We start from the raw sequence: 26,681 nt of genomic DNA on the forward strand, positions 1-26,681 counted from the left end.
CGGGAAAGAGTCTGGGTCGCGTCAGAGGACGCGGGAGAGAAAGGCTTTGGTCCGTTCGTGGACCGGATTGTCGATCACCTGCGAAGGCGGGCCCTGTTCGACGATGACGCCGCCGTCCATGAAGACCGCAGTGTCCGCCACTTCCCGAGCAAATCCGACCTCGTGTGTGACGATCACCAAGGTGGCGCCGTCACGGGCCAGCTGAGCCAGGACTTCGAGAACCTCGCCCACCAGTTCCGGGTCGAGCGCCGACGTCGGCTCGTCGAAGAGAATGACCGCCGGCCGCAGTGCCAGCGCTCGCGCTATCGCGACGCGCTGTTGCTGGCCACCGGAGAGTTGGCGCGGATACTCGTCCGCCTTGTCCCCCACTCCCACTCGCTCGAGCAGCGCGCGGGCCTCGCGGTACACCTCGTCACGATCACGCTTCTGGGCCGAGAGCGGCGCTTCCACCACGTTTTCCAATGCGGTCAGGTGCGGAAACAGGTTGAAGTTCTGGAACACGAATCCGATGTGCGAACGCTGTTTCAGGATCTCGCGGTCACGCAGTTCGTGGAGTCGATTTCCCTTGCGCCGGTATCCGATCAGCTCTCCGTCGATCCGTACGGTTCCGCGGTCGACTTTTTCGAGGTGATTGAGGGTTCGCAGCAAGGTGGACTTACCGGAACCCGACGGACCGAGAATGACGGTCACTTCGCCCTTGCGAACCAGGAGATCAACGCCGGCAAGTACTTCCAGCGTGCCGAAGGACTTGTGAATTCCGCGCGCTTCGACGGCGTACACCGTCTCTTCGGCCAGTTCTGCGGTCATCGGGTAGCACCTCTCGGAATATCGAGACGCGCATCGCGAATCTCTTCGAACTTCTTGCGCGCCTTCTGTACCGGAGTCAACGGAAGAGCACGAGCGGATCCTCGTGCATAGTGGCGCTCCACGTAGTACTGACCGATCGAGAGCAATGTCGTGAGGATGATGTACCAGATCGTGGCGACCATCAGCAGGGGCACGACTCGTCCGTTGCGGCCGAAGATGACCTGCACCTGGTAGAACAGTTCGGCGATTGCCATGGTGGAGACGATCGACGTTCCCTTGAAGAGTCCGATGACCTCGTTGGCGGCGTTGGGGAGGATCGCCCGCATTGCCTGCGGGAGAACGATCTTGAAGAACTGGCGACTGCGCGGAATGCCGAGCGAGTGAGCAGCTTCGATCTGACCGTGATCCACCGAGATGATTCCGGAGCGAATGATCTCGGCCGAGTATGCAGCCTGGTGCAGCGCCAAACCGATGACTGCTGCGGTGAATCCGCCGATCACACCGCTGACCTGGAAGGTGAAGAACTCGGGCCCGAAAGGTATTCCGAGAGAAAGTGTCTGGTACAGGTAAGTGATGTTGAACCAGAAGAGCAGCTGCACGATGAGTGGAATCGAGCGGAAGGCCCAGATGTAGGTCCAGGCGATCACCTGCAGGACCGGATTCTTCGACAACCGACCGAGCGCCAGGAAGACACCGAGACCGAAACCGAGGATCGTCCCCCACAAGGTCAGTTTGATCGTCATCCACAACGCGGCGAGCACTGATTTCGCGGTGAAGTACTGCGCGAACGTCGGCCAGTCCCAGCCGGGGTTGACGACGAGCCCGTGGATGAACTGAGCAAGCAGGACCAGCACGACCGCACTGATCACCCAGCGCAGCGGGTGCCAGGTGCGAGCGACGACAAGCTCCGAGTCGGGAAGTTGCGACTCGGACACCGACTTTTCGGGGCGGACATCGGTGGGCGCGCTCACGGCGCGCTACCTGACGGAGTGGACATCACGAATAGACCTTTCGGGGAAATGGGAACGCAGCTGTGTCCTCGAGTTGGTGAGCTCGAGATGCGAAGACGACGAGAGTTCGGTCAGCGACAGTGACACGAAGCGGTGCGGCACAGATCGATGTGACGTCGCTTGTGCGCAGCGTGCGAAGTGGTACCCATGTGATGCCTTCCATCGGTCCTGGCGGTAGCACCCGCTCCCGATCACTCGGGGGGTTGCTGCGACGTCGACGAGCCAGGTCTCTCGGTCGCTCTGGATGGTGAGCAAAGACTAGACGCGAAATGTCGAGTCGTCAAATGTTGTATTTCCCTGCACTGCAAGGGAAATGAAGGGTCCACGATGTTGAAATCGCATTGATTCCAACGGTGTCCGCAGCCGCGTTCGGCGTGTTGAATGGAGCGTTCGAATGAAGACCGGGACCGCCGTCCGGACTGACTTTTCCTCTGCCGTACCGTCTGCGGAGTGAGTGGACTCGACGCTTTCTTCATCTTGTTGGCCGGTATCGGCGCGGGCGCGATCAACGCCGTGGTCGGCAGTGGAACGCTGATCACGTTCCCGACGCTGGTCGCCTTCGGCATGCCGCCCGTGACCGCAACCATGTCCAACGCGGTCGGGCTCGTCGCCGGCGGAGTTTCGGGTACCTGGGGCTACCGACGTGAGCTGTCCGGACAGTGGGATCGACTGAAGTGGCAGATTCCGGCGTCACTCGCCGGGGCACTACTCGGTTCGTGGTTGCTCATGCATCTACCCGAGAAACTGTTCGAGACCATCGTTCCGGTGCTGCTGGTCCTCGCTCTCGCGCTCGTCCTCCTCCAACCACGCATCCAGGCGTGGGCCAAGAAGCGTTCCACCGAAGAAACGACGCTGTCCACCAAGAGGCTGATGCTCCTGACCGCCGGCACTTTTGCAGTCGGCATCTACGGCGGGTACTTCACTGCCGCGCAGGGCATCCTTCTCATCGGTGTGATGGGTGCCATCCTCCCGGAAACCCTCCAGCGCATGAATGGCGCGAAGAACCTGCTGTCGCTGCTCGTCAACATCGTTGCAGCAGGGATGTACATCACTCTGGCATTCGATCAGATCAATTGGGCAGCAGCCGGTTTGATCGCCGTCGGCTCACTCGGTGGTGGCGTTCTCGGTGCCCGCTACGGACGGCGCCTGTCCCCCACTGCATTGCGATACACGATTGTCGTCGTCGGCCTGATCGGACTGTGGCGCCTTCTCGCTTGACCGCCCACATCGGGCGCCACCCGCACATACTGGAGTAATGACCAGTACAGAAGATCAGACCGGTTGGACCTACCTCATGGACATGGACGGGGTTCTCGTCCACGAGGAGCACTTGATACCTGGAGCGGACACGTTCTTGGCAGAGCTGGCGTCGAACGACATCCCGTACATGGTGCTCACCAACAACTCCATCCGCACCCCGCGTGACCTGCGAGCACGCCTGCTCAATTCGGGACTCGACATCCCGGAGAAGTCGATCTGGACGTCAGCGCTCGCAACCGCGACGTTCCTGGCCAACCAGCGGCCGGGCGGCAGCGCCTACGTGGTCGGCGAATCGGGCCTGACCACTGCCCTGCACGACATCGGTTACGTCCTGACGGACAGCGACCCCGACTACGTCGTCCTCGGCGAGACGCGAACGTACTCCTTCGAGGCAATCACCACCGCCATTCGCCTGGTCGAGCGTGGATCGCGGTTCATCGCCACCAACCCGGACGCCACTGGACCGTCGCGAGACGGCTCGCTGCCGGCCACCGGCTCTGTCGCGGCACTCATCACCAAGGCAACCGGACGCGATCCCTACTACGTCGGCAAGCCCAACGCCTTGATGATGCGCTCAGCCCTGCGGTCCATCGGCGCTCATTCCGCCAATACGTTGATGATCGGCGACCGCATGGACACCGACATCGTCTGTGGCCTCGAAGCCGGACTGCAGACGATTCTGGTGATGACCGGGATCTCGACCCGCGCGTCGGTAGAGCTCTATCCCTACCGCCCGACCATCGTCCTCGAGTCGGTCGCCGATCTTGTGGGAACAACAACCGATCCATTCCGTAGCAACACAAACAATTGATTCAAATTGCAAAACAAAACCGAAACTCGGTAATTAACTGGTAAAAAACAGCAGATTTGCCAAGTTCCGACTCGTCCGCTTTGTCCAACTGAACAAACCAACGGTTTTATTCGCACCAAACTTACAAACGAGTAGTTAGACGCAGGTCAAAGATCATTTCGACACCGAGTGACAGTTGGACTCCAGTCGTAAAATTGATTTTTCGAAAAGTGGTAACGAATCGTTTGCCGTGTCTGATACTCATGTCTGAATGGCCCCATTTCGGGTCCCAGACATGAAATGAGATTTTCATGAAGAAGCAGACCAAGGGTGCGATCGCTGCTGCGGCGGCCGGTGCCCTCCTCCTCGGCGGTGCCGGCTCGCTCGCAGTCTGGAGCGATTCGGCCGACGTCAGTGGCGGCGGGCCCGTCACGTCCGGCGCCCTCGACCTGAGCTCTTGCGCACCGGTCGGCGGGGGTTGGAACTCCCTCAACCCGACGAAGACCGCGATCACCAACATTTCGGCCTACCGCATCGTCACGACCGAAAGCATCGAATACACCTGCGACGTCACTGTGACCGCAGTGGGCGATCGTCTCGCGGCTGTTCTGACCGCTGATACGGCCGGAATCGTTCCGGGTGCGAACAGCGCCGAGCTTGCCGCTGCTGTCGTGCCCGTGACGACAATCAAGGACACTGGTGGCAACCCGATTTCGCAGATCACCAAAGCCCAGAACGGAACGATCGTCCACGTCGGAGTCCGGCTGAACTTCAACGAGGTGGCCAATCAGGTCGCGCAGAACCAGTCGCTGAACTTGTCGGCGATGAAGTTGGTCGTCACTCAGACAGCACTGACACCGGCCCCGTAATTTCATGAGGAAAAAGGTCTGGGGAGCGATCGCAGTCGCGGTGGCTGCTGTAGCGGTGTTTGCATCGTCACAGCAGTCGCTCGCGCTGTGGTCCGATTCGGCGAGCGCGAATGGCGGTACGGCGACAGCCGCCAGCGTCAACCTCACGGTTGGTACAACTGCCGGAACCAGTGCGGCGTACACCCTGGCGAACTTGACGACGGCCGCGACGCCCGTTGTCCCGGGAAACACGGTGCAAGCACCGCTCACCGTCAAGAATTCGGGGACTGATCCTCTGCAATGGCGAATGCAGTCGACGACCGCACTTACGGGATTCACGTTGACCACGTACGGAGTCGCCAACGAAGGCGCCTGCCCGACCGGCGTGAACACGGCAGCTCCTGCCGTTCCATCCCTGATGTCAGCACCGATGACCGCGTCGCTGCAGCACCCGGTTTCACCGGCGTACATGCCGGATCCGCTCGTGCCTGGCGGCACCTACGTCTTGTGTCTGCGGCTCGCGGTGGACTCTGGTGCGGTCTCCGGTCAAACGAACAAGGCCACCTTCACGTTCCAGGCAGGTCCGGTATGACAAAACACTCGACCAAACGCGGTGAACGTACCGGCCCTCTGTGGTGGGTCACCTCGATTGTCAGCTGGACACTGCTGCTGGCAATTTCGGCAGTCATCGTCGCAACGATTGTCGTTCCCTTCTTTGCCGGAGCACAGCGCTTCACGATTCTGACCGGTTCGATGCGCCCGACGTACAACCCTGGATCACTGGTAGTGGTCAAACCTGTCGATCCGTCCGAACTGGGGATCGGTACACCTATTACGTACCAGCTGGAATCGGGTCAGCCGACCGTCGTCACGCACCGGATCATCGCCACAAGTGAAAACCAGAAGGGTGAAAGAACTTTCATCACCCAGGGCGATGCGAACGGTGAGCCTGACGAGAAGGAAGTGCGGCCGGTGCAGATCCGGGGAAAGGTCTGGTACAGCCTGCCTTATCTCGGTTACGTGAACACCTGGCTGACGGGAGAGCAGCGCACCGTGATCGTGGTGATCGTAGTGACCGCTCTACTGCTGTACGCGTCGTACATGATGATCAGCGGCATCCGTGACGGCCGGAAGGAGCGAGCTCGAGCCCGATTGGCTCCTGACCCTGCAACTTTCGCGCCCGCAGACTCCGCCCAGATCGAGAAAGGCCAGCACGATGCCCTCGCGCCCTGACCGTCCGGCCCATCGGATTCGTCACCTGTTGACCAGCACGCGTTTTCGCGCGCTGCTCGCGCTGGGGATGGTGCTTGGTGTCGGCGGAGTGACCACGCTCGCGGCCTGGACGTCTTCCGCCACGGCAACCTCGGGCAACATCACGACGGGTTCTATCAATCTGCAGTTGAACAGCACCGCCCAGCCCACCCTGACCAAGTCCCTGAATTTCAGTGAGCTTGGCAAGTCCGGAATGATTCCCGGTGATTCGAACACCGCTCTGATCAAGGTCAACAACCTGGGCACAGCGGCAACTGTCCCACTGAAGTACACGATCACGTCTACGAGTGATGGTGCGTTGACGACTTCTCTACGAATGACGGTTTCCTCCAACGGAACTGTTGCCAACAAGTGCACTGACGGCGCCAACGTTGTGTCCTCGCTCGCGCTGACACTCACCGCGAATCAAGCCATCGGTAGCCCCGACCGCCCACTGGCGGTCGGGGCTACCGAGAATTTATGTGTCTCGGTGCAGCTTCCGACAACACCGACACCGCCGACGAACAGCACGTCGAACATCGTCCTGACCTTCACGGCAAAGGTGTGATGGCAATGGCTCGACACACGAAAAAACATGCAAAGGCCTCGATGCCGAACCGGGTACGGGAAGTCCTACTCAGTCTGGGAGCCCTCGCAGGCTTGGTATCCATCATCATTTTCATCGCCGGTCTGGCTTTCGGTATCACCCCGCTGATCTTTCGGAGTGGATCGATGTCACCCACGATCGATACCGGTGCTCTCGCATTCGCGCGCACCGTGCCTGCTTCGGAAGTGCTGGTCGGTGACATCGTCAGCGTCTCCGACAGCCAAGGCACGCGCATCACCCATCGTGTGGAATCAATAGATCAGCAGGGCAACAACCTTGCCGTCGCACAACTGCGTGGTGATGCAAATCCGATCGCCGATCCCGATCCCTACGTCATCACCGAAGCCGATCGCGTCTTCTTCAGCATCAACCGCCTCGGATACGTGGCAGTCTGGCTGTCCGGACCGAGTGGGCTTGTGCTTGGTGCGATTGCCGTCGGCGGGCTCCTGTACATCGCGTTCCGTCGACGTGAGGCTTCCGACGCGGAGGAACCTCAGCGGGATCGTCAGGACATACGCGGCGACTCCCATGCCCTCAAGGCCATCGTCGCCTTGGCTACGGTCGGTCTCACGGTGGTCGGTGTGTCCCAGATCGGTGGTACCAAGGCGGGGTACACCGACACAGCCGCGGCAACAAGCATTCAGTTCGGCACTGCTGCAACCTTTCCCACGTCGCCAAGCACAGCCAGTTGCGCGGTGAATTTTGCGCTCGTTGTTCCGGTCGCAGTAACGATCACTTGGCCCGCGACTGTCGGAAGCTCATACCGCCTCATCGCTCGCGACGCCAGCGGAAACCTTTTGGGGTCGAACGACTACACCGCAACGTCTACTACAGGCTCCATGAGATACGGCTCGGGCGGTACAACAGTCGCGTTCCCGCTCATAGTCGGCACCTACAACATCGAAATCCATGGACTGAGCGGCACGTCGGTCACGCCGTCGTACTCCGGCTACCAATTCAGCATTCTCGTCGGCCTGCTCTACTCGTGTGGCGGTCCGATCAGCGGGACATCTGCTCTCAGTCGATCGGCAGCGCCGGCACTGGCGGCAGACGCTCCGAGCACTCCTACTACGGCCGTCACTTCCACGACCGCCTCATCCACCACGCCCACCACGACATTGGCGCCGGCTGTGACAACCACCAGCACAACTGCACCGTCGACAACCACCAGCACAACTGCACCGTCGACAACCACCTCGTCACCGGCTACAACTACGGCGCCCCAGACGACGACCGCTACAACGACAACGGTGCCACCAACTACGACCACCCCGAGCGAGGTTCCCGTCGACGCCCCGGCGACCACGACCGGTCTCAGCGCCCAGAAGCTCTCGACTGCCAGCGGAACGGTTGTGTCCGTGTCGAATTCATCGGGCGCTGAGGTATATCGAGGTCCCGTTGACAGCGACGCTGTCCTGCATTGGCTCACCGGTACCGATCAGCTATACGTAATCACCCCTTCCGGAGTCACCGTCATCGACACGTCAACGGGAGTCTGGGCCGAATCTCCTACCCCGAGCGAACTTCCGGACGAAATCAAGGCACTGGTGCCGTGATGAAGAAGACGACGAAGGCTGCAATGGCAGTCGCCGCGGCCGGAGCTGTATTGCTCGGCGGCTCGGGTACATTGGCGAAGTGGACCGACAGTGCGACCCTGACAAGCGCCGCTGTCCAGTCCGGGACCCTGGATCTGGGAGCATGCGTGACCACGAACGGCGGGGGCTGGTATTCGCAGGTCTACGTCAACGCGCCCACCAATCCGAATCCACTCGTATATATCCCGGACATCACTACCTACCGGCTCAAGCCCGGATTCAACTACACGTATTTCTGCGATTCGAAGGTGATGGCCACCGGCCCACGTCTGAAAGCGAACGTGACAGTCGACAAGACCAAGTTGAGCGGCGGGCTCGCAGCCGCCAACATCGACCTTCGCACGTACGTCACGGATCAGAGCAACAATCTGCTGTACGACAGCACAGCACCGACGCCGAACCTCATCGCGGTCACGTCGGCCCTGAACAACACCAATCTGACGGCGCAGGTGTTGTTCACGATCTACCCCACCGACACGACAAGCTCAGGTCTCACACTGAATACGACGGCGTTGACGATCGACGTCAAACAACTGGGTCTCACGCCCGCACCGTAGAACGCCTTGCCGTCGGAAGTTCGAGGCAAGGCGCTCCAGCGATTCAGCCGAGTGCTCGCTTCAGATCAGCCAACAGATCAGCCGTGTCTTCGAGCCCGACGGACAGACGGACAACGCCGTCTGTAAGACCCACTGCTGCACGGCCTTCCGGCCCCATGGCCCGGTGCGTTGTCGTGGCGGGGTGAGTGATCAACGACTTGGAATCTCCCAAGTTGTTGGAGATGTCGATGACGCGCAGGCCGTTGAGAACCTCGAACGCCCGCTTCTTGCCCTCTCCGTCAGGCGCATCGAGCTCGAACGTGACAACCGTTCCGCCACCGCTCATCTGAGACTTCGCGAGCTCGTGCTGCGGATGCGACGTCAGGTACGGATACTTGACCCACTTGACGCCGGAGTGTCCTTCGAGGAATTCGGCGATCTCGAGTGCCGAAGCCACGGAGTGCCGAATACGAACCGGCATCGTCTCCAGGCCCTTGAGCAGAGTCCACGCATTGAACGGGCTGAGCGCAGGACCGGTGTGCCGCATCAGTTCTCGAACGGGACCGCTGATGTATTCCTCGGTACCGAGAATCGCGCCACCAAGCACGCGCCCCTGACCGTCGATGTGCTTGGTGCCGGAGTACACCACGACGTCGGCCCCCAGATCGAGGCTGCGCTGCAGAAGCGGCGTCGCGAAGACGTTGTCCAGCACTACCTTTGCACCGGCTGCATGAGCAAGCTCCGACACCCGTCGAACGTCGACGAGAGATTGCATCGGGTTGGACGGCGTCTCGAAGAACACTGCCGTGGTAGGCACGGACAGCGCCTCTTCCCACTGCGCGTTGTCCTCACCGTCGACGAAGACGACCTCGACTCCCCAGCGCGGAAGAATCTCGTTGCACACCACGAAGCAGGATCCGAAGAGACTGCGCGCAGCCACCAATCGGTCGCCGTTGGCCAACAGTGCGCCCAACGCCGTGAAGACTGCCGACATTCCGCTGGCAGTCGCAAAGCAGGCTTCTGCACCTTCGATGAGACGCAGACGCTCTTCGAACATCTTGACGGTCGGGTTGCCGTAGCGGGAGTAGACAAAATGATCCACCTCGCCGGTGAAGGCTTGTTCGGCGGCTTCTGCACTCTCGTAGACGAATCCGGAGTTGAGGAACAGCGCTTCGGAAGTCTCCTCGAACCCGGTACGCATCAGTCCGCCGCGAACACCGAGGGTGCCGAGACCGACGTCGTCCGGCAGCGCTCGTTGAAATGCGCCACCCTGGGGAATTCCGCTCACTGCTGCCTCCATGGCAAGCCGATGGCCCGCCAACCTACAAGTCCGCGATGTCCGTCGGCACCCAATGCGCCTTCGAACCCGTCGAGCACGTTGTACGACGGGCCGATGCCCGCCGCAGTCGCAGCTTCCGCCGCACCGATGGAACGTTGTCCGGATCGACACAGGAAAATCACCGGACGCTCCGACCCGGAGGAATCAGCAGTGATGCCGGCTTCCTTCAACTGGTCGACGAAGTTGTCATTGCGCGCGCCGGTCGGGTGGCTCACCCATTCGATCAGTGCAGCCTGCTTGCCGAGGGAGGACACATCGGGGACACCGACGTACTTCCACTCCGCATCGGTCCGCACGTCGACCAGCACGGCGTCGGGGTTTTCGCGGAGCAGCTCCCAGGCTTGCTCCGGCGTCAGATCGCCTGCGTAACTCACGTAGTCCATGTTTTCACAAGACTGCCGTGAGCGCCTGAGCGGGCCGTCAGTTGCAGACGACCCAACGGTTGCCGTCACGGGTCAGGGCCCAGGTCGAGACTCGCTCGCCCGCTCCGCCACCGGTGATCGTCACGTCGGCCCGGGCGCGATCGCCGTTGACCGCGACCCCGTCCACACCCTTCAGCTCGACCGTCCCGTCGACGCCGGCCATCGGACCAGTGCTCGAATTGAAGCTCGCGCAGGTCAGGGTCTTGACCGTCTCCGCGTCATTCCGATTCTCGGCATCGACGTAGTCGGTGACGGAGCGGCTCACGCGGTCCGACTCGGTGACGTTCTCCTCGGCCGGCGAGATCCACGATGCGACGAAGATTCCACCCAGGATCAAGGCGACGATGGCGACAGCCAAGAGGAACGGCCCCGCAGACGCCTTCTTGCCATCGATGTTGTCGGATTCGCGCAGCTCGTCACTCATAACGCCAATAGTCCCCCACAACTTGAAATTGTGGCCCGTCAAGGATCAGGCCCCTACCCCGGATACCCGAGACAACAGGAGAATGGGAGGAAAGAATAGGTTTACCCACAACCGATCGAGTGAGAGTGTGGATCCGTTCGGCCGCAACCGAGGCACTGTGCTTAGGTTCGGCTAAATTGGATACTTGTCGATATGTTGTCCGAACTTCGAAGAAGGTAGCTGTCCTCACGATGACTGACTCCAACCGCCCACTCCGGGTCGCGATCGTCGGCGCCGGCCCCGCCGGCATCTACGCCGCCGACGCCCTCATGAAATCCGACACCGCAGTTTCCGGCCGCGGCGTCAGCATCGACCTCTTCGAGCGCATGCCCGCGCCCTTCGGCCTGATTCGTTACGGCGTCGCGCCTGATCATCCGCGCATCAAGGGCATCATCACCGCCCTGCACAAGGTGCTCGACAAGCCTCAGGTACGCCTGCTCGGCAACATCGACTACGGCACCGACATCACCCTCGACGACCTGCAGTCGTTCTACGACGCGGTCATCTTCTCCACCGGCGCCAACGCCGACCGTGCGCTCGGCATCCCGGGTATCGAACTCGACGGCAGCTACGGCGCGGCCGACTTCGTCTCCTGGTACGACGGCCACCCCGACGTACCGCGTACGTGGCCGCTCGAAGCCGAGAAGGTCGCCGTCCTCGGCGTCGGCAACGTTGCGCTCGACATCGCCCGCGTTCTCGCCAAGACCGGCGACGAACTGCTGCCGACCGAGATCCCCGCCAACGTCTACGAGGGCCTCAAGAACAACAAGGCCGTCGAGGTTCACGTCTTCGGACGCCGCGGCCCGGCCCAGGCCAAGTTCACCCCTCTCGAACTGCGCGAACTCGACCACTCGCCGACCATCGAGGTCATCGTCGACCCCGAGGACATCGACTACGACGAGGGTTCCGAGCAGGCTCGCCGCAACTCCAAGCAGGTCGACATGGTTGCGAATACGCTGCAGGACTGGGCAATTCGCGACGTCGGAGCCCGTCCTCACAAGCTGTTCCTGCACTTCTTCGAATCTCCCACGGAGATCCTCGGTGAAGACGGCAAGGTCGTCGGCCTGCGCACCGAGCGCACTCAGCTCGACGGCACCGGCAACGTCAAGGGCACCGGCACGTACAAGGACTGGGATGTCCAGGCCGTGTACCGCGCCGTCGGTTACCTCTCGCAGAACATCACGCAGTTGCCGTTCGACGACCAGGCCGGCACCGTCCCCAACGACGCCGGACGCGTCGTCGCCGACGACAACGCCGAGGGCGCAGCCCGGTTCATGCCGGCCACCTACGTCACCGGCTGGATCAAGCGCGGCCCCGTCGGCCTCATCGGCCACACCAAGGGCGACGCCAACGAAACCGTCGCGAATCTTCTCGAGGATTCCGTCGACTTCGCGGGCGCCGCGAACCCCGACGAGAACGCAGTCATCGAGTTCCTCGAAGGCAAGCAGGTTCCGTACACGACCTGGCAGGGCTGGTACCGCCTCGACGCGCACGAGCGCAGCCTGGGCGAGCCCGAGGGCCGTGAGCGCATCAAGGTCGTCGAGCGTCACGACATGCTGAAGGCATCCGAGCCCGACCGCGCGAACTGAGTGCGCGGAAGTAACTGAACAGAAGCCCTCCACCGGCCCGACGCGACCCAGGTCACATCGGGCCGGTGGTGTGTGCAGGGACCCAGGGCAACAGGGCAAAATAGACCCCGTGTTTGACGCCCATGTGCATATCATCGACCCGCGCTTCCCGCTGGTCGAGAATCACGGGTACCTGCCTGAGCCCTTCACCGTGGCCGATTACCGGGCCCGGATTGCCTCGCTGAAGGGCCTCAGCGTTGACGGCGGCGCGGTAGTGACCGCGTCGTACCAGGGCAATGACCAGGAATACCTGAAAGCTGCCTTGTCCGAACTCGGTGAAGGCTGGGTGGGCGTCACTGCTTTGCCACTCGATGCGACGGACGAAGACATCGTTGCGCTGGACGCGCTGGGAGTGCGCGCCGTCCGGTTCAACCTGCGCCGAGGCGCCACCGACCTGCGTCTACTCGCCGATCTCGCCAACCGCGCATTCGATCTGGTCGGCTGGCACGCCGAGTTCTACGTCGATGCCACGCTGTTGCTGTCGTTGGAACCGGTCTTCGCCAAATTGCCCGCGGTGAGCATCGACCATTTGGGAATGTCCACCCGCGGACTGCCGTATCTCCTCAACCTCGTCGACCGCGGAGTGCGCGTCAAAGCCACCGGGTTCGGCCGCACCACCATCTCCGACGTCAGCGATGTGCTGCGCCAGATCCACGCGGTCAATCCCGCTGCGCTGATGTTCGGCACCGATCTACCCGGTACACGGGCACGTCGAGCGTTCGAGGTCCACGACCTGGACGTGATCGCCGACGCTGTCGGCGACGACCTGCCCGCGGTCATGTGCGACAACGCCCGCTCCTGGTACCGCTGCGCTCAGGTGAACGCAACGGCTCCCAGCCACAGCCCCGCCGCGATCAGCGCTCCGAACAGTTCCACCAGCATGGACAATCCGACTGCCTTCACCGCGTGAAGCGTCGACGACCAAGCGATGTCGTAACGGCGCAGCCGCGCTAGTTCCGCGAAATACGTTCCAACGATGAATCCGAGGAACAACCCCACGACCGGAATCACGAAGAACCCGATGATGCCGACGACGCCGCCGACCACCACCGACAGGTTGGGCACTCCCCCGGACTTCATCCGCTTTCCCGGCCACGTGTACTTCACGATCCCGGTGACCACCAGTGCCAGCGCGGACAGCGCGAACACCGTCCACGCCGTGGCACCACCGGTCATGATCGCCCACACCAGAATTGCACCGAAAACGAGAAGCGTCCCCGGGAGAATCGGAACGACGACACCGATCAGACCGACCAGGATGACCAGCCCGACGAGGACCTCGGCCGCTGGACTCATCCGACGGGACGCACCTTCGACGCAGCCTCGCGAGCACGGTCGCGTGCAGTAGGCACATCGGCGGCCGTCGACACTGCAACACCCATGCGACGACGCGTGAAGCTCTCCGGCTTGCCGAAGAGCCGCAGGTCCGTCTCGGGAACCGCGAGCGCCTCGGCGACGCCGTCGAATCCGATCCCCTTTGCCTCCACTCCGCCGTAGATCACTGCCGATGCTCCCGGAGACGTGAGCGTCGTGTCGACCGGCAAGCCCAGGATCGCGCGGGCATGCAGTTCGAACTCCGAAAGTCGCTGCGTCCGCAGAGTCACCAATCCGGTGTCGTGCGGCCGTGGGCTCACTTCGGAGAAGAAGACGTCGTCGCCTTTCACGAATAGCTCGACGCCGAAGATGCCTCGCCCGCCCAGAGCCGTGGTCACCTTCTCGGCGACGTCTCGGGCCGAGGCGAGGGCAACCGCGGACATCTGCTGCGGCTGCCACGATTCGATGTAGTCTCCGGCCTCCTGCAGGTGCCCGATCGGTTCGCAGAACGACGTCTCGACCTGACCGCTCTCACCGACGGCTCGAACTGTCAATTGCGTTATCTCGTAATCGAAATCGACAAAGCCTTCGACGATCACCCGGCCGTGATTCACACGACCTCCGGCCATCGCGTAATCCCATGCGGCGTCGAGATCTTCGGCGGATCGAACCGTCGACTGTCCCTTCCCCGACGAGGACATGACTGGCTTGATGACGCACGGGAAACCGATTCGGTCTGTCGCTGCCTGCACTTCGGCAAGCGAGTCCGCGAAAGCGTACGGCGAAGTGGGCAGGCCCAACTCCTCGGCCGCGAGCCGACGGATTCCCTCACGGTTCATCGTGAGCTGGGTGGCTCGGGCGGTCGGAATGACCACCGCACCCCCGCGTTCTTCGACGAGTGCAAGCGCATCCGTCGCGATGGCCTCGATCTCGGGAACCACGAAGTGAGGCTTTTCCAACTCGATGACGGCAAGCAGTGCTTCCGGATCGGTCATGTCGACGGTATGAGCACGATGAGCCACCTGGTGCCCAGGGGCATCGGGATACCGATCCACCGCAATCACTTCGACGCCCAGACGCTGCAGCGCGATGACAACTTCCTTACCCAACTCGCCTGATCCCAACATCATCACGCGGATGGAGTTCTCGGTCAGTGGGGTTCCGAATCGGAGCGGAAGCGTCGGCAGGGGCGAAGGCGTCGAATCAAGCTGCATGGGTGCGACTATATGCCAATCCCGATGCAGGTCAGCGCGGTTATCGGCCGTCCACCACACCTTCGCGGCCAAATCCTCGCCGGATCGTTCGGGGTAGCGCAGGTTTGCGATAGGTGCGGGTGGCAGTGTCCGGCTCGGAATTCCGTTGCGGCACGGTGTCGTTGCCGACGCGGTGCACTTTCACGAGGTTGCGCCCAGCACGCTTGGCGTCGTACAGAGCCTCGTCTGCGACGCTCATGAGGGTCGACAGCGCCGGCGTCGCATGATCGACCCACGCGACGCCGACGCTGACGGTGCTCGTCACATCTGATTCGGCCGAGTACTCGACTTGCGCGCCGCGGACCGCCTCGGCGACATCGATTGCTCGCGCGTAGCTGCAGTCCGGAAGCAGAACGGCGAACTCCTCGCCGCCGAGCCTTCCGATCAGATCGCCGTCCGACAATCGGTCAGCGGCCCGCTCGGCGAAGTTCGCGAGAACGCTGTCACCGGTCATATGTCCATGCGTGTCGTTGATGCTCTTGAAGTGGTCCAGGTCGAGCATCAGAAGGCCGACCGGAGATTGTGTGCGAGCCGCGTCGGCAAGTTCCGCTTCCGCGTGGCCGAGGAACGCACCGCGCGAGAGGACCCCGGTCAGATGGTCGAATTCGACGGCAAGGAAGAGCTCACGCTCGGCAGCACGGCGTTCCTCGGTCGCACAGGCAACCGCTATCGGCCCCAACGCGATCAGGGTGACCGCTATGGACGTGATGACGTCCTCGTTCCACGTCGAGGCGGCTTGATCTCCGATGTCGAGTCGACCGCTACCCGCCATCATGAGTGACCACACCGACCAGACCACTGAAACGAAGGCAGTGCTCGGAACCGAGATGCGAGTGGCACACCAGAGGAGAGCCGGAATCGGAAGGACCAGCGCAATCGGCCCTTCGATACTGAGGGCGATCGGCACGCAGGCTGCAGTGGCGAGTAGCGGAACGCTCATAGCGGCGACAGTTCTGGCGGTCAGTTTCCTGCGGAACTCGGCAAGGCTCGACGGGATGGAGAGAGTGAGAATGAGAGGAAGGACCAGCAGGTACGCCATGACCTCGGTGGCACCCCAGTGAAAAAACGTGTCGGCAAAGGACTGACCGCGTAAGAGCCGGTCCAAGGCGCCGGCCGTGGCCGCGGTACCAGTCGCCGCGACGAACGAGACGAAGACCATCCATACCAGCGACTGCGAATCGACCAATCGGAACGGTGTGCGCTTCAAGTAGTACAGAACGAGAACACCGAGCGTCACTCCGGCGAGGTTGGCCCCGTTCAACTGCACCGCAAGCGAGAGCGAGTTGCCCGTAATCAGGTCAGCGCAGACGTATCCGACAGCCGCAGCGATCCACGTCCGCCATTCGATCAGGACCGGCCATCTGACCATCATTCCCAGCAGAATGGCGTTGGCGCACCAGAATGTCGCGAGCAAACCTGGTGGGCGCGTGAGGATGCCGATCAACGAAGCCGCAAGTACAACGGCCAGCACTAGGAGAAGGCGCAGAAAGCGACTCGTCCCTACCATGCGTCACCTCGCGGTCGGCTACCTCTGAATTCGGGAGCACCGGACGTCGCGGTGACCGTATGCCGATGTCGTCGAACCATCGTACGCAGGTGCTGCCACTCACAGTTCTGTGTTCACATGCCAAAACGGCAACTACGAACATCTCCGCAAACGCGGATGCCCTCCGGCCACGACAGTGGACAGAGGGCACCTGCATCCAATCCGATCGGCAGAGCCGAATGGACCTGCCGGAAGGGATGACTACTCGGCAGATCCGCTGGACAGACCCGAGAGTGAACCGGTGGACGAGCCCTCGCCCTCGCCGGACAGCGATTCGGTGGGAACGGACTTGAGGAAAGCTCCGAGCGCGGTGAGCAGGGGTCCGAGGGTGCTGAGTGATCCGAACATAGGAGGTTCTCCTGTATGTGAGGTGATGTGATGTTCCAGCGCCATTCCGGCCGCAGGCGGTGGCCGATATGGTTCGGGAACTTCTGCCGCACGGATGGCTGAACCGCCCCCCGAACAACATCCCGAGCTGTGATGTAGCGCACTGACTTGGCGCTGCCTGCATTTATAGACCGGCTTTCCACACTTGTCTAGCTACCTAATAGCTATCAATGCGGACTTTCGGTCACACCTTTACGGATAATTGCAGTTCAAAGCGCAAATTCACCCTCTAGAATGTCCCGTAATGTGATTTAGCTCACAGTGAAAAGCCGAAAAGTGTGACCCGCAGACAACTGCGAGCCACACTTTCGGACAAACTGGACTTACTTATCGGCCGCCGATCCCATCCCAGGGGTGAGAGAGCCACCACCGAGTGCCGTGAACAGGTCCTTGAGCACCGGAATGAACGTCTTGACGACGCCGCTGAAGTCTTCGAATGAACCCATGTCGGGCCTCCTTTTGTCGGAATGCAGTTGAGATGAAGTGAGGACCGAGAACTACTCGGCGGCCGAACCGGCCGAACCCGAGCCGTCTGCCGATCCCGCGTTCAACTTGGTCACGAATGCAAGAACGCTCTTGAGGAAGGCGTCGAGATTCTGAATCGAGGTCATGCGACTACTCCTGTGTTGTTTCGGAAGATTTCTCGAGGTCGAACGTCAGGAGTTCGAGCTCGCGGTGTCCAGCCCCTGAAGGGTTTTGAGCATGTTGACCAGGGGAAGAAGCTGGAGAATGCCCCAGCCCATACCGTTGGCCTTGAGAAGGTTTCCGAAGGATCCCATATGCGACTCCTTGCATGAATATCTATGACACGGCGCACGTTTTGTTCGCTCCACGTCTTTGTAGCCAAGCTAAATACGTACGTCCAGTTTGTTTCTGTCCAAGCGAAAACGTGACATATTGGATGAATATGTAAACCTGCAGTTCAGGTGCTGTGACCTGAATCCAATATCGATTTCAAGTGTGTTCGAGATCACAGTCAATTGGGACAAAAGGATGCAATCGTCAGAGTCGGTGCCAACCTCGACCGCGATCTGTCATACCGTGTGCGTGTGATCAATCGCGAACGAGCGGCAACCGAGGCAACTCACCGGGAACCGTCGTGCTAGCAAAACTCCTCAAGACGTACCTGCCGCCGTACCGCTGGTTGCTTGCCGGGGTCCTCGCACTGCAACTCTTCGGGGCCATCGCGTCGTTGGTCCTCCCCACGCTCAACGCGCGGATCATCGACGACGGCGTCGCCCGAGGCGACACCGGATTCATCATGTCCACCGGCGGGATCATGCTCCTGGTCTCGCTTGCGTCGATCATCGCGTCGGTCGCATCGACCTATCTGGCTGCAAAATCGTCGATGGGCTTCGGCCACGACGTTCGAGGCGCCTTTTACAAGGCAGTCGGCAGTTTCTCGGATCGCGAATTCAACAGTTTCGGTGCGCCGACGCTGATCACACGCAACACCAACGACGTCCTGCAGATCCAGGCCCTGGTCATGCTGACGTCCTCGATGCTCGTCAGCGCCCCACTCATGTGTATCGGCGGCATCATCATGGCTCTGCGCGAGAACCTGCAGATGTCCTGGCTCCTGACGATTTCGGTACCACTGCTCGGCATCACCGTCTCGGTCGTGGTGGCCAAGCTGATCCCACATTTCCGGACGATGCAGACGCGGATCGACAACATCAATCGATCACTGCGCGAACAGCTCACCGGTATGCGTGTCATTCGCGCCTTCGTTCGCGAACCCGACGAGACGATCCGCTTCGACAAGGCCAACAAGGAACTGACCGACACCTCGCTCCTCATCGGCCGGTACCAGGCGGTTCTGCTGCCCACCGTCATGTTGATCGCCAACCTGTCGAGCGTGGCGGTCCTGTGGTTCGGCGCGCATCTGGTCGACACCGGGGACATGCAGATCGGACAGATCAGCGCCTTCCTCGCCTACGTCATGCAGATCCTGATGTCGGTGGTCATGGCGACCATGTTGGCCGTCGTGATCCCCCGCGCGGCCGTGTGCGCCGACCGCATCACCGAGGTACTCGACACCGAGCCGACCGTGCCCGCACCGGCCCAGCCCCTTCGCCCGACCAGCCCATACGGCGTTGTCGAGTTCGGTGGAGCCGGATTCACGTATCCGGGAGCAGAAACGCCGGTCCTGTCGAATGTCTCGATGCGATGCATGCCAGGAACGGTCACCGCGATCGTGGGCAGTACCGGTAGTGGCAAATCGACCCTCGTCTCACTCATCCCCCGACTCTTCGACGTCACCGCCGGCGCCGTCCTGGTCGACGGCTTGGACGTCCGCGGCTGGGATCAGGACGAACTCTTCGCCAACTTCGGATACGTGCCCCAGAAGGCCTACCTGTTCGCCGGCACGATCGCGAGCAATATCCGCTACGGAAACCCGACCGCCACCGACGACGACATCTGGGCAGCCCTCACCATCGCCCAGGCAGACGACTTCGTCCGGGAGCTGTCCGACGGTCTCGAGTCACCGATCGCCCAGGGCGGCGGCAATCTCTCGGGCGGACAAAAACAACGTCTCGCCATCGCCAGAGCGGTGGTCCGCAGACCCCGGATCTTCGTCTTCGACGATTCGTTCTCCGCTCTCGACATGCATACGGACGCCGCGGTCCGACGCGAACTCCGGACGGTTTCGACTCATTCGACGGTCATCATCGTGGCTCAGCGCGTCGCGTCGATCATCGATGCCGACCAGATCATGGTCCTCGAAGACGGTGCGCCGGTCGGCCTCGGCGACCATCAGTTCCTTCTGGCCAACTGTCCGACGTACCAAGAGATCGTGGCTTCCCAGATTCCCGCGGAGATGAGCGCATGACCAGCCCGCAGGACCCGACATGGGGCGGCCCCAACAGCCAGTACTTCGACGATGCCCCGACGGTGGTGTTCGCCAAGATCCCGAGCGAACCTGAATCCGCGGACGGCGATGCGAAGTCGAGTAACCCCGAGACCCCCGACAAAGAGCCGAAGCCCGCGCTGACCGCGACGGACACCAAACCTCGCCACTTCAAGGCGACGATGAAGCGGCTTCTCTCGCTTCTGCAGCCGCACAAGTTTGCAGTCTTCTGTGTCGTCGTTGCGACGATCGCCAGCATCGCGCTGTCGGTCGCAGTGCCGAAAATCCTCGGTCACGCGACAGACCTCATCTTCGCCGGGTTCATCGGCAAGAGCCTGCCCGCAGGACTCACCCGCGAGCAGGCCGCAGACGCCATCCGGGCATCAGGGAATTCGACGTTCGCCGATCTTGTCGCCAACTCGACCGACGTCGTTCCCGGTGTGGGTCTGAACTTCGACGCCATCGGCAAGGTTGTCATGCTCGCGATCGGCGTGTACTTGCTCTCGTCGCTGCTTGCCTGGTTGGAAGCATTCCTCCTCAACATCATCGTCCAGAAGACCATCTACAACCTGCGTGCCTCGGTGGAGGCGAAGCTTCACCGTCTCCCCCTTCCGTATTTCGACAAGACACCGCGCGGCGAGATCCTCAGCCGCGTCACCAACGACATCGACAACATCTCGTCGACGCTGTCGTCGACGTTGACCTCGCTCCTGACGTCGGTGCTCACCGTCCTCGGCGTCCTGACGATGATGTTCGTCATCTCTCCGATGCTCGCCCTGATCGCACTGATCGCGGTGCCGGTATCGGTGCTCCTCGTTGCCAGGGTCGCCAAGCGAGCACAGGTGTTGTACAAGGCTCAGTGGACCGAGACGGGCAAGATCAACGCGCAGATCGAGGAGAACTACAGCGGTCGCGACCTGGTACGCGTGTACGGGCATCAGGCCGAAGCCGAGCGTGAATTCGCCGAGCAGAACAAGAAGCTCCTCGACGCGTCCTTCGGCGCACAGTTCCTCTCCAGCCTGATCATGCCGGTCATGAACTTCGTCGGAAACATCACCTACGTGCTGCTCGCTGTGGTCGGCGCTCTCAAGGTCGCCAGCGGCAACATGTCACTCGGTGACGTTCAGGCCTTCATCGTCTATTCGCGCCAGTTCAGCCAGCCACTGACGCAGATCGCGTCCATGTCGACCAGCCTGCAGTCCGGAGCCGCGTCGGCGGAGCGGGTCTTCGAGCTTCTCGACGAACCCGAGCAGTCGCCCGACATCGACGTGCCGCTTCTCCCCGAGCCCGCCGGACGTCATCGCAACGTCGGTCACATCGAGTTCGAGAACGTCTCGTTCCGGTACGAGCCGGACAAGCCGTTGATCGAGAACGTGTACCTCACGGCTCGGCCCGGGCAGATGGTCGCCATCGTCGGGCCCACCGGTGCCGGCAAGACCACCTTGGTCAACCTGCTCATGCGCTTCTACGAAGTCGACTCCGGCCGAATCACTCTCGACGACGTCGACATCTCGCAGATGCGCCGATCCGACTTGCGCAAGCACGTCGGCATGGTTCTGCAGGACACCTGGCTCTTCGGCGGCACGATCCGCGACAACATCGCATACGGCCGACTCGACGCCAGCGAATACGAGATTCACGAAGCCGCACGCGCTGCCTTCGTCGACCGCTTCATCCACACCCTCCCGGACGGGTACGACACCGTGCTGGACGAGGAGGCGTCGAACATCAGCTCCGGCGAGAAGCAGCTCATCACGATCGCTCGTGCATTCCTGTCGGAGCCGTCGCTGCTGATTCTCGACGAGGCGACGAGCTCGGTCGACACACGTACGGAACAGCTTGTGCAGCAAGCAATGTCCGCGTTGCGCGTCGGGCGGACCAGCTTCATCATCGCGCACCGGCTTTCCACCATCCGTAACGCCGATCTGATCGTCGTGATGGAGTCGGGCAAGATCGTCGAGCAGGGCACACACGACGAACTCATCGCAGCGGCGGGCGCGTACTTCCGTCTCTACAACGCTCAGTTCGAGGGTGCCGCCGTCTAGTGATCGGCGCCTCCCTCGGTGGACACAGTGCCCCGGAGCACACCTGATCGATTCGACACGTTACCGTCGGGTCAGAAGTGTTGTCACCGTCTGAATTGGGAGTGCGTGTGTCTGCAGAAGCTGTGGAGAAGAAGGGCCCGCTCGCGGGCATTCGGATCGTGGAATTCGCTGGATTGGGACCGGGCCCGCACGCCGCGACACTGTTGGCGGACATGGGCGCCGACATCGTCATCGTGCAGCGCGCAGGGCAGATTCCGCAGGACTCGAACGCAACCGACCAGATCAAGCGCGGCCGCCGCATCGTCGAGGCCAACCTGAAGGACCCGGCCGACGTCGCGAAAGTGCTCGATCTCCTGGGCCGCGCCGACGTCCTCATCGAGGGTTTCCGCCCCGGCGTCATGGAACGCATGGGACTCGGACCCGACGTGGTCTCGGAGCGCAATCCGCGCCTCGTCTACGCCCGTATGACGGGCTGGGGACAGGAAGGACCGCTCGCCAACGCCGCCGGTCACGACATCAATTACATCTCACTGACCGGTGTCCTCAACGCCATCGGACGCAAGGGTGAACGTCCCGTCCCGCCGCTCAACATGGTCGGCGATTTCGGCGGCGGTTCCATGTTCCTGATCTTCGGCATTCTGTCGGCTCTCGTCGAGCGCTCGACGTCCGGTAAGGGCCAGGTCGTCGACGCGGCAATGGTCGACGGAACCCTCGCGCTCTCCCACATGATGTGGGCATTCCGCGGTCGCGGCGTCTGGTCCGACGAGCGCGGCGTCAATCTCCTCGACACCGGCGCTCCGTTCTACGACACCTACGAGACCTCCGACGGCAAGTACATGGCCGTCGGATCCATCGAACCCCAGTTCTACGCATTGCTGCTCGAGGGCCTCGAACTCGATCCCGCGACGCTCCCTCACCAGATGGACACGTCCAAGTGGGACGACATGAAGAAGCTCTTCACCGAAAAGTTCCTGTCCAAGACTCGCGACGAGTGGGCCAAGATCTTCCTCGGCACCGACGCCTGCGTCTCCCCTGTCCTGACTTTCGCCGAGGCTCCGTCCAACGAACACATCGCGGCTCGCGGTTCGCTCATCGAACTGGACGGCGTCACCCAGCATGCTCCCGCACCGCGCTTCTCGCGCACGCCCACCACGACGCCTGCTGCGCCAGCGCGTGAGGCGACGGATATCGATACGGTCTGGACCTAGGGCCTTCGGCCCCTGTGCGCCTTTTTGGTAGTTACTGCAACCAAAAAGGCGCACGGGGCGTCAGCCCAACCTGTAGAACCTGAACATCTCGTGCTCGATCGGCAGCACGTCCACCCGCTCGAAACCTGCCGCCTTGGCATAGCTTTCGAGTGTCGAGTGCCTCATCACCGTCCCGGTGGCAATGCTTCCCGGATGCGAAAGACTGTCCGGTAAGCAGCAGGTCAGCGAAAATCCGTACAGCAATTGCTCGATCGGACCCGCCTCGGGATCGAACTCATCCGCCGTTCGTTCGTCCATCACGATCACCGGAGCGCCCGGCTGGGCAATCGCCCGAGCCGTGGACAGAAAACCCACCGGATCCGGAACGTCGTGAAGGCACTCGAAAGCGAAGACGGCGTCGTAGGTCCCGGCATCGGCTCGCCCGGCCTCAGGAGCCTGTCCGGCGACGTCGACCAACGAGAAATGCACGCGGTCGTCCACCCCCCGATCATGAGCGTTACGACGGGCAGCGTTCACCGACGCCGCGTCGACGTCGAAGCCGTGCACTTCGATCTTCGGGTATCCGAGGGCGAGCGCGATCGACGACCAGCCCTCCCCCATCCCGAGATCAGCGACCTGCCCGCCGTCCGTAAGTGTGGCGTGCAGGTCGGTGACTACCGGCAGAAACTGCTGACAGAGCTGCTGGAGATACATCGGCCGGTTCAGCAGTGCCTGACCCTCGCGAGCATCGGGGCCCATCGATTCCCACGTGACTCCCCCGCCGTGACGATAAGCGTCGAGTAGACGTGGCATCGACGACGTCGTCGCGACGAACAGCCTCGCCAACGGCGCCAGGAAAAGAAGGTTCTCGTCGTCGACCAGAACATCGGCGTGGGCCTGCGGCAGGCTGTACCGGCGATCGGCATCCGAATTGACGTCCACATAACCGGCGACGGCCTGCTGCTCGAGCCACTCCCGCGCATATCTTTCGACGGTCCCTGTCCGGTCCGCCAGCTCCGTCGACGTGAGCGGGCCGTGATCGCTCAGCGCGCGGTACCAGCCCAACCGGTCGCCCAGATACACGGCCTGCAGTTCCGATGCCCCGAGCGTGGCCGCGAACAATCGTTCTGCGAGCGCTTCCGCCGCACTGGTTCCCGCTGCGCCTGTACCGTCTACCGCCGTCATGCCCTACCTCCTGGTTTCACACCACTTTCAGGGTGTGTACCCAGTTCTCAGACGACGACCATTCGTTGGTCTGCCGTGTCGCGATCCGTCGCGAGAGTGTCGTACGCAGCGGCGATGGACGCAACGCCGCGAATGAGGTCCTCGGGAGAACGTGCGTACGGCACGCGGATGAATCGTTCGAACGCACCTTCTACGCCGAAACGGGGGCCGGCGGCAAGGAGTACGCCGAAGTTGGGTGCCACCGCCGCCAACGCCGTCGAGACGGGCGCGGACATTCGCATCCAGACCGACATTCCGCCGGAACCGATGGTGGGACGCCAGTCCGGCAGATGCTCGGCCACCGCACCGAGGAGTACCGCACGCTGTTCTCGCAGAACTTCGCGACGCTGTTCGAGCAACGAGCGGTCGTCGGCGAGCAAGTAGGCGGCTGCCAACTGATCCATGACGGGAGTACCGAGGTCGACCGCGGCACGCGCCCCCACCAACTGGGTGATGAGCGCGGCATCGGCGCGAATCCAACCGACACGTAGCCCGCCCCACAGCGACTTCGCCGTCGAACCGAGCGTCACCACTTCGGTTTTCGCTGCGCCTCGCCCATGTGAGGCGACCGGCGCCGGCGGTGGTGCGTCGAGCCACAGATCCACCATCGTCTCGTCGACGACCAGAGTCATTCGCGTTTCGTGCGCAATCTTCGCAAGCTCGGCGCGGCCGGAAGAGTCCATGCAGAGACCGGTCGGGTTGTGAAAGTCGGGGATCAGGTATGCCATTCTGGCAGCGGTTTGCCTTGCTGCACTACGAATCCCGTCGAGATCCCAGGCTCCGGCCGCCGCGAACTCCGGTCGGACCGGAACCGGTACGGGCCGAGCGCCGTTTCGCCGAATCGCTTCCAGCGCATTGGGGTACGTCGGATGATCGACCAGCACTCGCTCGCCGGGTGAGGTGAGCACCGACAGCAACAATCGAAGCGCGTGCTGCGCACCCGAGGTCACCATGATCTGTTCGGCGGTGGTGGGAAGACCCCGCGCCGTGTAGCGCTGCGCGATCACTTCACGCAAGTCGGCGATCCCGACCGGTTCCATCCCGTGCGTGGGAAGGAAGTTCGGAAGTTCCTGCAGCGCAGACGCATACGCCAGTTCGACCTGAGCGGCGGGAGCTGCCATCGCCGCGTAACTGAGGTCGACGACGGGTCCACTCGGCCCGGGTTGATGGGAGCGGAACATCAACCCGTTCGGCCGCGCGCCGGCAGGCAATGCCACGGTGCTTCGCGAACCCTGCCTGCTGATCAGGTACCCCTCGTCTCGCAGCACCGAGTACGACGACGTGATCGTGGTTCGACTGAGTTCGAGTACCGCCGCAAGTTCACGCTCACTCGGCAGTGCGACTCCCAGCGGAACGCGACCGTCGTGCACGAGCAGGCGGATACCGTCGGCAAGCGCACGGTACGCGGGCCTGCGTCCGGACTCTTCCTGCCAGGATCCCAGATCGCGCGCAAGCGAACGGGCACCGAGAACTCGAGTCATCATGCAGTCCAGTATCGACAACTTGGCTATGTAACTCAATACCAGTCGAGTTGATCATATGTCCATGACTACCTTCGCAACCCTGATCGGCATCGGACTCTTCGTGGCACTCGTCTACTTCTTCGCGCCCGCCGAAGGTGAAGGTACATACATTCGTTTGGAGCAGTTTCGCCTGGCAGCACCCCTCGGCGGCATCTTCCACGACAAGACTTCAGACCGCGAGAACGACGCTGTCAGACCCCCGTGCGATTGTGATCAGGGGGAAGAATTCACTGATCTCAGTCCAGTTGCGTAAAACTGGACTCTTTTCGCACTCAGAAAGTCTCCAGAGAGGGTTCCCATGCCGGCTTCCAAAAAGATTCTCTACGTCGATCTCGACAACACCTTGGTCAACTTCCAGTCGGGCATCGATCGCCTGACCCACGGCGTCCGAGAGAAGTACAAGAACGACCTCGACGAAGCGCCGCACATCTTCTCTCGCATGGATCCTCTCGACGGCGCTATCGACGCCTACCACCAACTGGCACAGCAGTTCGACACCTACATCCTCTCGACAGCGCCGTGGAAGAACGCCACAGCCTGGCACGACAAGGTTCTGTGGGTACAAGAGCACCTCGGAATGGAGGAAGGCAGCGTCGCATACAAACGTCTGATCCTCTCGCACCACAAACACCTCAATCGTGGCGACTACCTCGTCGACGACCGCGGAGCAAACGGAGCAGATCGATTCGAGGGCGAGTGGATCAAGTTCGGCAGCACCAAGTTTCCCGACTGGAAGACCGTCACCGCGCACTTGTCGAAGCTGGCTTGAAACACGAAATCCCCGCTCATGCTTGC

The 26,681-nt window shown here is 61.9% G+C and carries 29 protein-coding genes and 1 riboswitch; of the genes, 15 read left to right on the forward strand and 14 right to left on the reverse strand.

The genetic code is table 11. The annotated features are described in order from the left end of the window. Positions 1–21: 21 nt before the first annotated feature. From G4D79_RS27005 to G4D79_RS35425, 3 genes are all read right to left on the reverse strand, one after another. Positions 22–807, reverse strand: coding sequence for an amino acid ABC transporter ATP-binding protein (locus G4D79_RS27005; RefSeq protein ID WP_020968833.1), 786 nt, complete (start codon positions 805–807; stop codon positions 22–24). Beyond that, positions 804–1,778, reverse strand: a complete 975-nt coding sequence (locus tag G4D79_RS27010; RefSeq protein ID WP_003944440.1) for an amino acid ABC transporter permease — start codon at positions 1,776–1,778, stop codon at positions 804–806. Before G4D79_RS27010 ends, G4D79_RS27005 begins: the two co-directional genes overlap by 4 nt. Before the next feature lie 110 nt (positions 1,779–1,888). Continuing rightward, positions 1,889–1,966, reverse strand: coding sequence for a putative leader peptide (locus G4D79_RS35425; protein WP_350318888.1), 78 nt, complete (start codon positions 1,964–1,966; stop codon positions 1,889–1,891). 7 nt (positions 1,967–1,973) lie between these two features. Beyond that, positions 1,974–2,068: riboswitch (SAM riboswitch) on the reverse strand. A gap of 199 nt (positions 2,069–2,267) precedes the next feature. Between G4D79_RS35425 and G4D79_RS27015 the strand changes: the two genes are divergently transcribed. The 8 genes from G4D79_RS27015 (at position 2,268) to G4D79_RS27050 (ending at position 8,725) form a co-directional block, all read left to right on the forward strand. Further along, the gene (locus G4D79_RS27015; protein ID WP_003944404.1) at positions 2,268–3,035 is read left to right on the forward strand and encodes a sulfite exporter TauE/SafE family protein; all 768 of its coding nucleotides are present in this window, start codon (positions 2,268–2,270) and stop codon (positions 3,033–3,035) included. Positions 3,036–3,072: 37 nt separating this feature from the next. Then, a complete protein-coding gene (locus G4D79_RS27020; RefSeq protein ID WP_003944345.1) occupies positions 3,073–3,888 on the forward strand; it encodes an HAD-IIA family hydrolase in 816 nt (271 codons plus the stop codon). 290 nt (positions 3,889–4,178) lie between these two features. Then, the gene (locus G4D79_RS27025; RefSeq protein WP_047269467.1) at positions 4,179–4,736 is read left to right on the forward strand and encodes an alternate-type signal peptide domain-containing protein; all 558 of its coding nucleotides are present in this window, start codon (positions 4,179–4,181) and stop codon (positions 4,734–4,736) included. 4 nt (positions 4,737–4,740) lie between these two features. Next, positions 4,741–5,307, forward strand: a complete 567-nt coding sequence (locus tag G4D79_RS27030; protein ID WP_064443278.1) for a hypothetical protein — start codon at positions 4,741–4,743, stop codon at positions 5,305–5,307. Beyond that, positions 5,304–5,948: a signal peptidase I gene (locus tag G4D79_RS27035; protein WP_214514580.1), complete on the forward strand. Its 645-nt coding sequence runs from the start codon at positions 5,304–5,306 to the stop codon at positions 5,946–5,948. Before G4D79_RS27030 ends, G4D79_RS27035 begins: the two co-directional genes overlap by 4 nt. A gap of 28 nt (positions 5,949–5,976) precedes the next feature. After that, positions 5,977–6,534, forward strand: coding sequence for a SipW-dependent-type signal peptide-containing protein (locus G4D79_RS27040; RefSeq protein ID WP_214514581.1), 558 nt, complete (start codon positions 5,977–5,979; stop codon positions 6,532–6,534). 5 nt (positions 6,535–6,539) lie between these two features. Continuing rightward, positions 6,540–8,129 carry a signal peptidase I gene (locus G4D79_RS27045; RefSeq protein ID WP_214514582.1) on the forward strand — a complete coding sequence of 530 codons (1,590 nt, stop codon included), beginning with the start codon at positions 6,540–6,542 and terminating at the stop codon, positions 8,127–8,129. Further along, a complete protein-coding gene (locus G4D79_RS27050) occupies positions 8,129–8,725 on the forward strand; it encodes an alternate-type signal peptide domain-containing protein (protein WP_054782213.1) in 597 nt (198 codons plus the stop codon). The genes G4D79_RS27045 and G4D79_RS27050 overlap by 1 nt, the downstream gene beginning before the upstream one ends. Positions 8,726–8,768: 43 nt before the next feature. Here G4D79_RS27050 and G4D79_RS27055 read toward each other — a convergent pair whose 3' ends face one another. Genes G4D79_RS27055 through G4D79_RS27065 form a run of 3 tightly spaced genes read right to left on the reverse strand, consistent with a single transcriptional unit; the run spans position 8,769 to position 10,889 of the window. Beyond that, on the reverse strand, positions 8,769–9,992 hold the full coding sequence (locus G4D79_RS27055) for an O-succinylhomoserine sulfhydrylase (protein WP_172403504.1): 1,224 nt from the start codon (positions 9,990–9,992) through the stop codon (positions 8,769–8,771). Further along, on the reverse strand, positions 9,989–10,417 hold the full coding sequence (locus G4D79_RS27060; RefSeq protein ID WP_007726822.1) for a rhodanese-like domain-containing protein: 429 nt from the start codon (positions 10,415–10,417) through the stop codon (positions 9,989–9,991). Before G4D79_RS27060 ends, G4D79_RS27055 begins: the two co-directional genes overlap by 4 nt. Positions 10,418–10,463: 46 nt before the next feature. Next, complete coding sequence (locus G4D79_RS27065; RefSeq protein WP_214514583.1) at positions 10,464–10,889, reverse strand: hypothetical protein; 426 nt, start codon at positions 10,887–10,889, stop codon at positions 10,464–10,466. A 230-nt stretch (positions 10,890–11,119) separates the two neighbouring features. Between G4D79_RS27065 and G4D79_RS27070 the strand changes: the two genes are divergently transcribed. Continuing rightward, a complete protein-coding gene (locus G4D79_RS27070) occupies positions 11,120–12,517 on the forward strand; it encodes an FAD-dependent oxidoreductase (protein ID WP_003944405.1) in 1,398 nt (465 codons plus the stop codon). 109 nt (positions 12,518–12,626) lie between these two features. Continuing rightward, on the forward strand, positions 12,627–13,466 hold the full coding sequence (locus G4D79_RS27075; RefSeq protein ID WP_223304639.1) for an amidohydrolase family protein: 840 nt from the start codon (positions 12,627–12,629) through the stop codon (positions 13,464–13,466). Here G4D79_RS27075 and G4D79_RS27080 read toward each other — a convergent pair. The 6 genes from G4D79_RS27080 to G4D79_RS35070 all read right to left on the reverse strand — a co-directional run bounded on the left by G4D79_RS27080 (position 13,370) and on the right by G4D79_RS35070 (position 17,835). Further along, positions 13,370–13,852, reverse strand: coding sequence for a DUF456 domain-containing protein (locus G4D79_RS27080; RefSeq protein WP_042924222.1), 483 nt, complete (start codon positions 13,850–13,852; stop codon positions 13,370–13,372). The two genes, G4D79_RS27075 and G4D79_RS27080, sit on opposite strands and share 97 nt — an antisense overlap. Beyond that, entirely contained in the window at positions 13,849–15,084 is a 1,236-nt protein-coding gene (gene purT, locus G4D79_RS27085; RefSeq protein WP_003944342.1) for a formate-dependent phosphoribosylglycinamide formyltransferase, read from the reverse strand. Before purT ends, G4D79_RS27080 begins: the two co-directional genes overlap by 4 nt. Before the next feature lie 40 nt (positions 15,085–15,124). Further along, on the reverse strand, positions 15,125–16,630 hold the full coding sequence (locus tag G4D79_RS27090; RefSeq protein WP_250887580.1) for a sensor domain-containing diguanylate cyclase: 1,506 nt from the start codon (positions 16,628–16,630) through the stop codon (positions 15,125–15,127). Positions 16,631–16,870: 240 nt separating this feature from the next. Beyond that, entirely contained in the window at positions 16,871–17,017 is a 147-nt protein-coding gene (locus tag G4D79_RS27095) for a hypothetical protein (RefSeq protein ID WP_003944356.1), read from the reverse strand. Between the two features lie 362 nt (positions 17,018–17,379). Continuing rightward, on the reverse strand, positions 17,380–17,502 hold the full coding sequence (locus G4D79_RS35065; protein ID WP_284731175.1) for a hypothetical protein: 123 nt from the start codon (positions 17,500–17,502) through the stop codon (positions 17,380–17,382). A gap of 210 nt (positions 17,503–17,712) precedes the next feature. After that, positions 17,713–17,835 carry a hypothetical protein gene (locus tag G4D79_RS35070; RefSeq protein WP_284731176.1) on the reverse strand — a complete coding sequence of 41 codons (123 nt, stop codon included), beginning with the start codon at positions 17,833–17,835 and terminating at the stop codon, positions 17,713–17,715. Positions 17,836–18,155: 320 nt separating this feature from the next. On the opposite strand from G4D79_RS35070, the gene G4D79_RS27100 reads away from it, so the two are divergent. The 3 genes from G4D79_RS27100 to G4D79_RS27110 all read left to right on the forward strand — a co-directional run bounded on the left by G4D79_RS27100 (position 18,156) and on the right by G4D79_RS27110 (position 23,160). Next, positions 18,156–19,889 (forward strand): ABC transporter ATP-binding protein, encoded by a 1,734-nt coding sequence (locus G4D79_RS27100; RefSeq protein ID WP_021333951.1) that lies wholly within the window; start codon positions 18,156–18,158, stop codon positions 19,887–19,889. Next, complete coding sequence (locus G4D79_RS27105) at positions 19,886–21,952, forward strand: ABC transporter ATP-binding protein (protein ID WP_042924214.1); 2,067 nt, start codon at positions 19,886–19,888, stop codon at positions 21,950–21,952. Before G4D79_RS27100 ends, G4D79_RS27105 begins: the two co-directional genes overlap by 4 nt. A gap of 107 nt (positions 21,953–22,059) precedes the next feature. Continuing rightward, complete coding sequence (locus tag G4D79_RS27110; protein WP_042924245.1) at positions 22,060–23,160, forward strand: CaiB/BaiF CoA-transferase family protein; 1,101 nt, start codon at positions 22,060–22,062, stop codon at positions 23,158–23,160. A gap of 60 nt (positions 23,161–23,220) precedes the next feature. On the opposite strand, the gene G4D79_RS27115 is transcribed toward G4D79_RS27110, so the two are convergent. Continuing rightward, positions 23,221–24,324 (reverse strand): bifunctional 2-polyprenyl-6-hydroxyphenol methylase/3-demethylubiquinol 3-O-methyltransferase UbiG, encoded by a 1,104-nt coding sequence (locus G4D79_RS27115; RefSeq protein WP_054781779.1) that lies wholly within the window; start codon positions 24,322–24,324, stop codon positions 23,221–23,223. A gap of 47 nt (positions 24,325–24,371) precedes the next feature. After that, positions 24,372–25,847: a PLP-dependent aminotransferase family protein gene (locus G4D79_RS27120; RefSeq protein WP_214514584.1), complete on the reverse strand. Its 1,476-nt coding sequence runs from the start codon at positions 25,845–25,847 to the stop codon at positions 24,372–24,374. A gap of 61 nt (positions 25,848–25,908) precedes the next feature. Here G4D79_RS27120 and G4D79_RS27125 point away from each other — a divergent pair, with 61 nt between their 5' ends. Both G4D79_RS27125 and G4D79_RS27130 read left to right on the forward strand, forming a co-directional pair. After that, positions 25,909–26,139 carry a hypothetical protein gene (locus tag G4D79_RS27125; protein WP_003944349.1) on the forward strand — a complete coding sequence of 77 codons (231 nt, stop codon included), beginning with the start codon at positions 25,909–25,911 and terminating at the stop codon, positions 26,137–26,139. Between the two features lie 45 nt (positions 26,140–26,184). Beyond that, complete coding sequence (locus tag G4D79_RS27130) at positions 26,185–26,655, forward strand: hypothetical protein (protein ID WP_214514585.1); 471 nt, start codon at positions 26,185–26,187, stop codon at positions 26,653–26,655. Positions 26,656–26,681: the final 26 nt, after the last annotated feature.

Source organism: Rhodococcus sp. WY5, from assembly GCF_018588185.1.
In the GTDB taxonomy this organism is placed as follows: Bacteria; Actinomycetota; Actinomycetes; order Mycobacteriales; family Mycobacteriaceae; genus Rhodococcus_F; species Rhodococcus_F qingshengii.